At 66.9% G+C, this 11165-nt stretch carries 11 protein-coding genes; 2 read left to right on the top strand and 9 right to left on the bottom strand.

What is annotated here, in order from left to right; translation table 11 throughout:
• Positions 1-8 precede the first annotated feature (8 nt).
• The 9 genes from RSO01_RS24505 to senB all read right to left on the bottom strand — a co-directional run bounded on the left by RSO01_RS24505 (position 9) and on the right by senB (position 9579).
• On the bottom strand, positions 9-719 hold the full coding sequence (locus RSO01_RS24505; RefSeq protein ID WP_246158747.1) for a tetratricopeptide repeat protein: 711 nt from the start codon (positions 717-719) through the stop codon (positions 9-11).
• Positions 703-2088, bottom strand: coding sequence for an L-seryl-tRNA(Sec) selenium transferase (selA, locus tag RSO01_RS24500; protein ID WP_281291503.1), 1386 nt, complete (start codon positions 2086-2088; stop codon positions 703-705). Before selA ends, RSO01_RS24505 begins: the two co-directional genes overlap by 17 nt.
• Before the next feature lie 56 nt (positions 2089-2144).
• A complete protein-coding gene (locus tag RSO01_RS49530) occupies positions 2145-2276 on the bottom strand; it encodes a hypothetical protein (RefSeq protein WP_281291502.1) in 132 nt (43 codons plus the stop codon).
• 159 nt (positions 2277-2435) lie between these two features.
• Positions 2436-3308: a formate dehydrogenase accessory protein FdhE gene (fdhE, locus tag RSO01_RS24495; protein WP_281291505.1), complete on the bottom strand. Its 873-nt coding sequence runs from the start codon at positions 3306-3308 to the stop codon at positions 2436-2438.
• A gap of 20 nt (positions 3309-3328) precedes the next feature.
• Positions 3329-3955, bottom strand: a complete 627-nt coding sequence (locus RSO01_RS24490) for a formate dehydrogenase subunit gamma (RefSeq protein ID WP_147152327.1) — start codon at positions 3953-3955, stop codon at positions 3329-3331.
• Positions 3952-4869: a formate dehydrogenase subunit beta gene (fdxH, locus tag RSO01_RS24485; protein WP_147152325.1), complete on the bottom strand. Its 918-nt coding sequence runs from the start codon at positions 4867-4869 to the stop codon at positions 3952-3954. Before fdxH ends, RSO01_RS24490 begins: the two co-directional genes overlap by 4 nt.
• Positions 4870-4884: 15 nt before the next feature.
• A complete protein-coding gene (fdnG, locus tag RSO01_RS24480) occupies positions 4885-7974 on the bottom strand; it encodes a formate dehydrogenase-N subunit alpha (protein ID WP_147152323.1) in 3090 nt (1029 codons plus the stop codon).
• Between the two features lie 356 nt (positions 7975-8330).
• Complete coding sequence (locus RSO01_RS24475; protein WP_147152321.1) at positions 8331-8546, bottom strand: hypothetical protein; 216 nt, start codon at positions 8544-8546, stop codon at positions 8331-8333.
• A 70-nt stretch (positions 8547-8616) separates the two neighbouring features.
• The gene (senB, locus tag RSO01_RS24470) at positions 8617-9579 is read right to left on the bottom strand and encodes a selenoneine biosynthesis selenosugar synthase SenB (protein ID WP_147152319.1); all 963 of its coding nucleotides are present in this window, start codon (positions 9577-9579) and stop codon (positions 8617-8619) included.
• On the opposite strand from senB, the gene senA reads away from it, so the two are divergent.
• Both senA and RSO01_RS24460 read left to right on the top strand, forming a co-directional pair.
• Complete coding sequence (senA, locus tag RSO01_RS24465) at positions 9578-10903, top strand: selenoneine synthase SenA (RefSeq protein WP_147152317.1); 1326 nt, start codon at positions 9578-9580, stop codon at positions 10901-10903. The genes senB and senA overlap by 2 nt on opposite strands.
• 5 nt (positions 10904-10908) lie before the next feature.
• Positions 10909-11163, top strand: coding sequence for a hypothetical protein (locus RSO01_RS24460; protein ID WP_147152315.1), 255 nt, complete (start codon positions 10909-10911; stop codon positions 11161-11163).
• Positions 11164-11165: the final 2 nt, after the last annotated feature.

Below are 11165 nucleotides of genomic sequence, written 5' to 3'. Positions count from 1 at the left end.
TGCAATGCTCATGATGGGGCCCTCGCGAGCTTCAGGAAGCCTGCCGCGAGTTCGCCCGCGCCGCCCGCTTCGGCCTGCTCCAGCCAGCGCAGCGCCTGCGCGCGATCACGTGCTACGCCCTTGCCGGCGAGATAGGCCGCCCCCAGCATCGCCTGCGCCTCGGCGTGCCCGAGCTTGGCCGCGCGCTCCCACCATTCGGCCGCCAGCGCCGGATCGCGCGGCACACCGAGCGCGTTGTGATGCATGTCGCCCAGACGCGCCATCGCGCCGGCGCGGCCCTGTGCCGCCGCCTTCTCGGCCCAGGTGCGTGCAGCGACGTAGTCCTGCGCGCAGCCACCGCCCAAAAGCTTCATCCACGACAGCATGTCCTGGGCGTCGGCATCGCCTTGCTCGGCTGCCTTCTCGTACCAGAGTGCGGCCTGCTCCTGATCCTGCTCGACGCCCCAGCCTTCGTAGTAGCAAAGCGCGAGGTTGCGCTGGCCGCCGACATCGCCCTGCTCGGCGGCGCGGCGCAGCCAGTCGACCGCCTTGGCCGGATCGCGTTCGACACCGCGGCCTTCGAGGAAAGCCGCACCCATGTTGCTCTGCGCCCGCGCGTGGCCGCGATGGGCAAGCGGCGCCCACAGGTCGAGCGCGACGCCGTAGTTGCCACCATTCCAGGCAGCCAGCGCTTGGTCCAATCGGCGCTCGGCGCCGAACATCTTACCCAGCCACGACACGGAGCTTGTCCAGTTGGCCCGCGAACGCCACCTCGTCGTCGAGCGTGCGCAGGTCGAAGGTGAGGGCGCCGTCGCTGATGCGACCGATCACGGGAATCGGCAGGCCGCGGAACGCCGCGGCCAGGCGATCGAGCCCCTTGCCGCGCGCGGCGATGGCGAAGGACGGCAGCAGGTCGACGGGCAAGGCACCCGAGCCGATCTGGCCGCGCACCGGCTCGATGCCGACCGTTGCACCGGAACCGATCGCCTTGGCGACGACGGGCAGCAGGCGCTCGGCGAGCGCCTTGATCTCGCCCGCCGGACGGGCGAGCGCGCGCACCGTCGGCAGACGCTCGGCCAGACGTGTCGGATCGGCGTAGAGTCGCAGCGTCGCCTCCAGCGCCGCCAGCCGCACCTTGTCGAGGCGCAGCGCGCGTTTCATCGGATTGCGCGCAATGCGCTCGATCAGGGCGCGGCGGCCGACGATCAGGCCGGCCTGCGGACCACCCAAAAGCTTGTCGCCGGAGAAGGTGACGACGTCGATGCCGGCCTCGATCGCCTCGCGCGCCGTGGGCTCGTGCGGCAGGCCCCAGGTCTCGAGATCGACCAGCGTGCCGCTGCCGAGATCCTCGATCACAGGCAGGCCCTTTTCGCGGGCGAGCGGCACGAGCTCGGCGGCCGACACCGTCTTGGTGAAGCCGGACACCGCGTAGTTCGAGGGATGGACCTTCATGATCGCCGCGGTGTCGGGGCCGATCGCGGCGGCATAGTCCTTGAGATGGGTCCGGTTGGTGGTGCCGACCTCGACCAGTCGGCAGTCGGCCCGCGCCATGATGTCGGGGATGCGGAAGGCGCCGCCGATCTCGATGAGCTCGCCGCGCGAGACGATGACCTCGCGGCCGGCGGCCAGCGTCGCCAGCACCAGCAGCACGGCGGCGGCGTTGTTGTTGACCGCGGTGGCGGCCTCCGCGCCGGTCAGCCGATGCAGCCAGGGCGCGATGTGGTCGTCGCGCTCGCCGCGGCCGCCGCCGCTCAGGTCGTATTCCAGCGTGGTCGGCGAGCGCATGGCCGTGACCGCCGCTTCGATCGCCTCCTCGGCCATGAGCGCACGGCCAAGGTTGGTGTGCAGCACCGTGCCCGTGAGATTGAAAACGCGGCGCTGCGAGGGCTGCACCAGGCCAGCCAGCCTCAGCTCGCACCAGCGCGCGCAGGCGGCCTCGTCGGCCACCTCCTCAGCGCCGCGCTTGGCCTCGGCCCAGGCGCGCAGGGCCTCGATCACCAGCGGCCGGCCGGCGCGCTGGATCAGCGGCGCCAGCGCGGGCCAATTGGCCATACGGTCGATGGAAGGCGGACGCCGCGATGGGCTTGTTGCAGGGTCGGCACGCGACACGGGTCATTCCCCAAGACGTCTCAGCCGGGCCGTCTGCCCGGCAGCGCAGCTTGGCCCTATTGGCCGGCGGCGGCAACGCCAATGCGGACCAGCACCAGGATGGCCGACGACGAAAGGCCGATCATCAGCGCCATCTTGGTCGACGAAATGCCGGCCTGATCCTTGAGCAGCGAAATAATGGTCTGCATGTGAGTCCCCAATTTCTTCCCTGATGCCGGTCGGGCGAACCCCTTCGCCCTGGTGACCAGCCCCCTTCCCGACGACGCCCGGGAGCCCTCCCGTGCGCCGCGCGGGTCTTATATCCGGCTTGCACGTATCGTGCGTTTCTGCGACCCGGGACATTGGTATCAATTGTTTCCGTCGGGCTCGGCCATCACGCCCAGGACGAAGGGATTGGCGACGCGGGAAAAGCCCTCTTCGCCGACCAGCACGTCGAGTCCCAGCGAGGCGAGATCGTCGGCCAGCGGCTCCAAGGTGCGCGCGCTCTCGACATAAAACACCTTCGAATAGCCCTGGCAGGCCTGGCAGCACTCGGCCCTGAGATAGGAGGTGCCGGCGAACTGGCGGAACGAGATCTTGTCAGTGCTGCCGCAATGCACGCAGCGCGTCCGCACGTAGCGCCAGGACGTGGCGCAGAGCGAGCAGTGCAGATGGCGATGGCCGAACTTGGTGCCGCCGGGCGCGATCATGCCGGCGACCGGCGGCGAGCCGCAGGCCGGGCATTCGCCGGCATCGTCCGGATCGAGCTGGGCGGCATCGAGGAGGGCCGCCATGCGTGTCCAGGCGACCTGCAGGGCCGCCGCCACGAACACCATCTCGGCGGCCTGGCCGGGCTTCACGTCGCCGCTCAAGAAGCGGTCGGCCAGCACCTCGAGATCGCCGGCCGACATTGCGGCGAGCGCGGCGCGGGCCTGTTGGGCGGGCTCGGGCAAAGCAGCGACATCGATGCGTTCCAGGATGCGCGCCAGCGCCACGCGCCAGGTCTCGTCGCGTTTCAGGGTCACGGGATCGAGCGGCGCGCCTGCCGCCCGGCCGGGCAGCATACCGGGGGGCAAACCCGCGATTGCCGCGTGCTGGGCGGCGACGAGGGCCGCGATCATCTTCAGGAAGCCTTCGAGCTCATGGCCAGGCGCAAGCGCGACCAGCCGCTCCGCGCGCTTGGCGAAGACCGTCAAAAGATCGGGAAGCTTGACCGGGTCGCTCTCGGCGAACGACCCGATGGTGTTGTCGGACGGAATGCTCAGGGTTTACCGACTTCCTGGCGGAACCACTTGCGATGATGCTTCCAGCTCCAGCCGCGCGTGACCGAGCCGCGGGTCATCGCGCGCAAGGTGCCCTTGACCCAGATCGCGGCGTAGACGTGCACGATCCAGATCAGGATGGCGCCGATCGCGCACAGGGCATGGACGACGGCGGAGAGCCGCTTCTGGTCGATCGAGGTATAGGCCTCGAAGTAGACGTCCCACAGCACCAGCCCGCTGCAAAACAGCAGCAGGATCAGGATCGACTGGCCCCAGAAGACGAGCTTCTGGCCGGCATTGTACTTGCCGAGCTCGGGCAGCCCCTCCTCCTCGTTGTTGATCACCTTGCCGAGGTTCTTCATCCACACTGTGTCGTCGCGGTTCCACAGGTTGAGGGCGAAAAACCGGAAGAACAGGCCGAGGAAGCTTATAAACAGCACCACGCCGATCCAGGGATGGATGGCGCGCGTCATCTGGCCGCCGCCGAACAGGTTGGTGAGGAAGTAGAGCGAGGGATGGAACAGGGCCATCCCGCTCAGCGCCAGCAGGATCAACGAGACGGCGGTGATCCAGTGGTTGATGCGGGCGGCCGTGGTGTAGCGCGAGACGACGTTGTTCTCGCTCATGAGTGCCCTCTCGAGTTCGTCTGGCCTCCGGCCAGCTCGTCGCCCTTGCGTTGGTCGGCTTCGCTGACCTCGTTGGGCCCCTTGGTGATGTAGTGCAGGAAGCCGAACACGCCGGCGAAAGCGATCGCCGCCAGCGAGATCGGCTTCATGACGCCCTTCCAGAACCCGACCATCGGACTGATCCTGGGATCATCCGGCAGCCCGGCATAGAGCGACGGTCTGTCGGCATGGTGCAGCACGTACATGACGTGCGTGCCGCCGACACCCGGCGGATTGTACAGCCCGGCATTCTTGAAGCCGCGCGACTTGAGGTCGGTGACCCGCTTCTCGGCATGGACGATCATGTCGTCCTTGGAGCCAAAGTAGATCGCCTGGGTCGGGCAGGCCTTGGCGCAGGCCGGGGCCTGGCCGACCGAGACGCGGTCGACGCAGAGCGTGCACTTGTAGGCCTTGCGGTCGACCTTGGAGATGCGCGGCACGTTGAAGGGACAGCCCTTCACGCAGTAGCCGCAGCCGATGCAGTTCTCCGACACGAAGTCGACGATGCCGTTGGTGTACTGCACGATCGCCCCGGGCGCCGGGCAGGCCTTCAGGCAGCCCGGGTCGTCGCAATGCATGCAGCCGTCCTTGCGGATCAACCACTCCAGATCGTCACCGTGCTCGTATTCCGTGAAACGCATCACGGTCCACGAGGCCGGCGTCAGGTCGGTCGGGTTGTTGTAGGTGCCGTCGGTGTAGCCGATCTCCTGCTTGAGATCGTTCCACTCCAGGCACGCCGCCTGGCAGGCCTTGCAGCCGATGCACTTGGAGACATCGATCAGCTTGGCGACTTGCAGTGCCTGCTGGCGGATCTGCGGCGGCGCCTCGGTCGAGGCGGAGCGGCGGCGGATGTCGAGCGATTGCAGCGTTGCCATGGTGCCCTCCTCCGCCTATGCGACCGCCGGCTGAGCCGGTGGCGTGGTTTTCTTCACGTCGACCAGGAACGCCTTGTACTCGGGCGTATTGACCGAGGCGTCGCCGACCGAGGGCGTGAGCACGTTCATCGGATGCGCCTTGCGGGCGAATCCGACGAAGCCGTAGTGGATCGGCAGGCCGACGACGTCGCACGGCTTGCCGTCGACCATGATCGGCCGGATGCGTTTGGTGACGCAGGCTTTGGCCTTGATCGCGCCGCGCTGGCTGGAAACCTCCACCCAGTCGCCGTTCTGGATGCCCTTGGCCTTGGCCAGCCGCTCGCCCATCTCGACGAACAGCTCGGGCTGCAGCACGGCGTTGTCGTGGACGTTCTTGGTCCAGTAGTGGAAGTGCTCGGCCAGCCGGTAGCTGGTCGCCACGATCGGGAACTTGTCGGGCGTGCCGAACGACTTGGCATCGGCTGCGAACACCCGCACGACCGGGTTGGTGCTGACCTTGGGGTGCAGCGGGTTGGCGATGTAGGCGTCCATCGGCTCGTAGTGCTCGGGGAACGGCCCGTCGGGCATGGCCGCGCGGGCGAACAGCCGGGCGGTGCCCTCCTGGTTCATGATGAACGGGCCGACCGCCTTGTCGGGCGCGATGGTCGGTGCGTAGTCGGGCACGTCGCCGCCGGTCCAGCGGCTGCCGCTCCACCAGATGTATTTCTTCTTCTCGCTCCACGGCTTGCCGTCAGGATCGGCCGAGGCGCGGTTGTAGAGGATGCGGCGGTTGGCCGGCCACGAGAAGCCCCAGTTGGGATGGATGCCGAGCCCGGTCGGGTCGGCTGCATCGCGGCGCATCGACATGTTGCCGGCCTCGGTGAAGACGCCGGTGTAGATCCACATGCCGCCCGCCGTCTTGCCGTCGGCCCGCATGACGCCGAAGTTCGGCAGCAGCTGACCGGCGCGCAGCATGATCCGGTTGGGATCGGCCGGATCGGGCAGGTCTTCCAGGGCGTAGCCGTTGATCTCCTTCAGCACTTCCTGCGGATCGGGATTATGTGGCCGCGTATAGTTCCACGTCGTCTTCACGATCGGATCGGGGAAGGCGCCGCCGTCCTTGGCGTAGAGCGCGCGCAGCCTGAGATGCAGCTCCGAGACGATCTCCATGTCGCTCTTGGACTCGCCCGGGCCATCGGCCGCCTTCCAGTGCCACATGATCACGCGGCTGGAGTTGGTGGCGCTGCCCTCCTCCTCGGCATAGGCCGACGCCGGCAGCTGGATGACCTCGGTCTGGATCGACTTGGTGTCGACGTTGTTGAACTCGCCGTGGTTCTCCCAGAAGCGCGCGGTCTCGGTCTCGAGCGGATCGATCACGACCATCCACTTGAGCTTGGTGAGGCCGGTCACGACCTTGTTCTTGTCGGGCGAGGCCAACATGATGTTGAGGCCCTGGCAGAACAGGCCGTTCATCTGGCCCGCCGCCATCATGTCGACCATCTTCAACACGTCGTAGGTCGTGTCGAACTTGGGCAGGTAGTCGTAGGCCCAGTCGTTGTCCTTGGTCGCCGCCGCGCCGAAGAAGCTCTTCTGCTGGCTGACGAAGAACTTCTCGTAATTCTGCCAGAAGCTGGTCTGGCCCGGCCGCAACGGCTTGAAGGCGCGCGACTTCATGTAGTCGATGTAGGTCGTCTCGCGGTCGGTCGGCAGCACGAGATAGCCCGGCGTCGACGTCGAGAGCAGCGCCAGGTCGGTGATACCCTGCACGTTGGAATGGCCGCGCAACGCGTTCACACCGCCGCCCGGCATGCCCATGTTGCCCAGCAGGAGCTGGATCATGGCCATCGAGCGGATGTTCTGCGCGCCCGTCGTGTGCTGGGTCCAGCCCAGAGCATACATCGACGTCATGGTGCGGTCGGGCACCGACGTCGTGGCGATCATCTCGCAGATCTGCAGGAACTTGGCCTTGGGCGTGCCGCAGATGCGCTCGACCATCTCGGGCGTGTAGCGCTCGACATGGGTCTTCAGGAGGTTGATGGCGCAGCGCGGGTCCTGCAGCGTCTCGTCGACCTTGGCCATGCCCTGGTCGTCCAGCTCGTAGTCCCAGCTCGAGCGGTCGGTATAGACCTTGCGGTTGGCATCGAAGCCGGTGAACAGGCCGTCGTTGAAGGCGAAGCCGTCCTTCACGATGTAGGAGGCATTGGTGTACGCCTTGACGTACTCCTGGTGGATCTTGTTGTTGCCCAGCAGGTAGCGCATCACGCCCGACAGGAACGCGATGTCGGTACCGGGCCGGATCGGGGCGTACACATCGGCCACCGCGGCCGAGCGGGTGAAGCGCGGATCGACCACGATCAGCTTGGCGCCGTTGTTGGCCTTGGCTTCGGTCACCCACTTGAAGCCGCAGGGGTGGGCCTCGGCGGCATTGCCGCCCATGATCAGAACGAGATCAGTGTTCTTGATGTCGTTCCACGAGTTCGTCATCGCACCGCGTCCGAAGGTCGGGCCAAGACTGGCCACGGTCGGACCGTGTCAAATTCGTGCTTGGTCTTCGAACCCTAGTATCCCGGTCGCACGCACGAATTTGTAGGTGAGGTATCCCGCCTCGTTGCTGAGCGAGGAGCCGCCGAAGAAGCCCGTGCTCAGCCAGCGATTGACCGTGACGCCATCGCGGTTCTTGGCGATGAAGTTCTTGTCGCGGTCTTCCTTCATCAGCTTGACGATGCGGTCGAGCGCGAAATCCCAGCTCACCCGCTCGAACTTGTCCGAGCCCGGCTTGCGGTGCATCGGGTACTTGAGGCGATTGGCGCTGTGGATATAGCCCAGCGAGGCCGCACCGCGGGCGCAGAGCGTGCCGCGATTGACCGGATGGTCGGGGTCGCCCTCGACATGGATGATCGAGGACTTGGCGTTCTTGGACTTGTCACCCAGCGAGTAGATCAGGACGCCGCACGCGACGGCGCAATAGGGGCAGGCATTGCGCGTCTCGGTCGCGCGCTCGAGCTTGAAGGGCCTGACCCCGGCCGCGAGCACATCGCCCGCGCCGACGAATCCCAAGGCGCCAACCGAGGAAGCGGCGAGGCTGGCAGCACTCACCTTCATGAATTGCCGACGTGTGACGGCCATGTTGGTCTCCATCCCTTACGACGCTTTTTCGTCCGGCCTCTCCCAGCCATGACTTTTTTATGTCGCGTCTCGCGAAGTGAAACCCCACTAAGTCCCTGAATCAACAGAAATCGGCGCACAATTCGGTGACTCTTGGGCTACCGATGGTTGCCGTCCGGAAACCATCAGGAACCTGTCCGCCCGGCCTGTTCGCCAGCCGCATCGAGGGCGGCGGCCCAGTCGTCCGAGTCGTCCTCCGGCCCCCTGGCCCGGCCATTCCACAGGCGGGGCTGGCGATTGCGCAGCCAGAAGATGCAGGCGCGGATATCGGGCGGATAGTAGAGCGTGTCGCTGACCGGGCGCTCCTTGCCGAGGTGCTAGACGGTACGCTCGACCTTGTGCTCATGGCCCACGGCACACTGATAGAGGCCACGCGCCACCCCGGCATCCGCGATGGCCCTTCCCTCGCCCACCGCCGCAGCGAACGCGGGATGCTGGGCGATCCAGTTATCGATGGTGCGCGAGGTGACGTCGAAGAAGACACCAAGGTGTTCGTTGGTGGCGCCGAGCAGGCAGTAGTTGTGCGCGAGCATGGGGCGGGTCCCTGTCCACTACGGCTGGTAGGCCAGGCGGCTCCAAAGCCGACGACTGCTTGCAATGCTGTCAAACAGATCGCCGAAGATCCGCCAGGAGGCGGCGCAAGGCTGCCTTCTCGCGCGCCGGACGGAACAATGGCTTGAGCCGCGCCAACGCCTTGCGCATCGTCGTGACCAAGCTCGGATCGCGCTCGAGCCGCTGGAGCAGGCGGGCAAGTGCGTTGGTATCGCCCACCGGGAAGTAGCCGGCATAGTCGGCACCGAGCAGCCCGACGTTGCCGTCCACCCGCGATGCCAACACGGGCACGCCGGCCATGATCGCTTCGGACACCACGTTGGCGCCGCCTTCGCTCAGCGAGGAGATGACCATGGCGTGGCTGCGCGCCAGCAACCGGCGCACGGCGGCGGGCGGAACGTCGCCGCGCCACTGGTAGCGTGGATTGATGGCCATCTCGGCGCGGGCCCGCTCGGCCCATTCCATCGTATAGGCGCGGCCGACCTGCTCAATGCGGATGCGGCTCATGGCCGGCAGAAGACGCGCCGCTTCCGCGGCTCGCAGGGGATCCTTCACGTCACGTAGATGACCGATCACTGAGACCACGACAGCCCGGCGGCTCGGCCGGTGCGGCAGTGCCAAAGGTGGCGCCGATTGATGGATCACACAGAGGCGCGCGCGAAGCGATTTGGGCACCGCCTTCCAGGCGAGATCGTTCAAGGCGACGAGCCGGTCCGCCTGCTCCATCGACCGCAATGTCGGCCCGGGATCGCTGTTGAGGTATTCATAGATGTCGGTGCCGCTCAGCTGCAGGATCACGGGTCGCGTCGGAAAGGCCGCCTTGAAGCGCTCGATCGCGTCGGCGCTGCGCCAGGCATGCACCGCCACCATCAAGTCGGCGGCGCCGCCGTCATAGTCATTGGCGACGCGTACACGATGGCCGAGCTGCCGCAGGATCCCCGCCCATCGCGAAGCAGCCACGCGATTGCCGGTATGTGCCGTCGGACCGGACGGTGTGATAAGGACGATCTTCATGGACCAGGCCACGCAAGACCGTCGCCCGACCAGCGGATCGTCCGCCGGCGAACTCTTGGCGCAACTGCGCGAGGCCCGTCATCGCACCGAGCGCTTGACGGAAGATCTGTCATCTCAGGAATTGATGGGACCGTACCTCGGCATCGTCAATCCCGTGCTGTGGGAGGTCGGCCACGTCGCCTGGTTCCACGAATACTGGACCTTGCGCCATGCCGCGGGCCGCGCACCCTTGATTGAGCGCTGCGACCGGCTGTGGGATTCGAGCGCGGTGGCGCACGCCACGCGCTGGCATCTCGACCTTCCCGACCGCGACGGCACTTGGCGCTACATGGCCGACGTGCTGGCGCGCCAGGAAGACGTGCTGGCCGGCGGCATCGACGAGGAGGAGCGCTACTACTACGACCTCGCTATCCGCCACGAGGACATGCATGTCGAGGCACTGACCTACATGCGCCAGACGCTGAGCTACGCGCCGCCCAGCGACCTCGGCATGGCCGGCCGGCCGCGCGCCGGCGCCCTGCCGGGTGATGTCGCCGTGCCAGGCGGTCGCTGGCGGCTCGGCTCGACCGCAGACGACGGCTTCATCTTCGACAACGAGAAATGGGCGCATGAAGCGATGCTGACGCCGTTCCGCATCGCCCGTGCGCCGGTGACCAACGCCGAGTTCGCCGCCTTCATCGAAGCGGGCGGCTATCGGACGCGCGAATTCTGGAGCGATGCCGGCTGGACATGGCGCGAACAGCATGGCGCCGAGCAGCCCGTCTACTGGCAGGGCAAGCGCGATGGCGCCTGGACGGTGCGCCGCTATCGCGCTCTCGAGGAGCTGGCGCCGCATGCACCTGTCGTGTTCGTGAACTGGTTCGAGGCCGACGCCTGGTGCCGCTGGGCCAAGCGCCGATTGCCGAGCGAGGTCGAATGGGAAGCCGCCGCAATCGGCCTGCCGAGTGCCGACGGCGCCCGTCTCGCTGACCAGCGTCGTCGCTGGCCGTGGGGCGACGAGCCGCCGACACCAGCGCGCGCCAATCTCGACTTCGCCTTCGACGGGACGGTCGATGTCGCAGCCCTCGCCGAGGGCGACAGCGCCTTTGGCTGCCGCCAGATGATCGGCAATGTCTGGGAATGGACGGCGTCCGACTTCCTGCCGTTTGCAGGCTTCGATGCCGATCCCTACAAGGACTACTCGCAGCCGTGGTTCGGCACGCGCAAGGTGCTGCGCGGCGGTTGCTGGGCGACCGGCGCGCGCATCGCCCGGCCGGCCTACCGCAACTTCTTCACCCCCGACCGCAGCGACGTGTTCGCCGGCTTCCGGACCTGCGCGATCTGACAAGCATGGATGCCCTAACCGCCTTCGGCCTGTTCTCCGTGACCACCATGGTGGCCTGCTACGCGTTCGAGGATCGCAGCCACTGGTTCATCCTGGGCTTTGCCGCTTCTTGCGCCCTTGCGTCGATCTACGGCTTCCTCCAGGGCGCGTGGCCGTTCGGACTCGTGGAGGGCGTCTGGACCTTCATCGCCCTGCACCGCTGGCAAGCGCGTAAACGGTCGCGATCGGGCGTCACCAGCGTAGGCGCAGGCCAAGATTGAGG

Source organism: Reyranella soli (assembly GCF_007992495.1).
Classification (GTDB): domain Bacteria; phylum Pseudomonadota; class Alphaproteobacteria; order Reyranellales; family Reyranellaceae; genus Reyranella; species Reyranella soli.
This window is presented reverse-complemented; position numbering and strand designations above follow the sequence as displayed.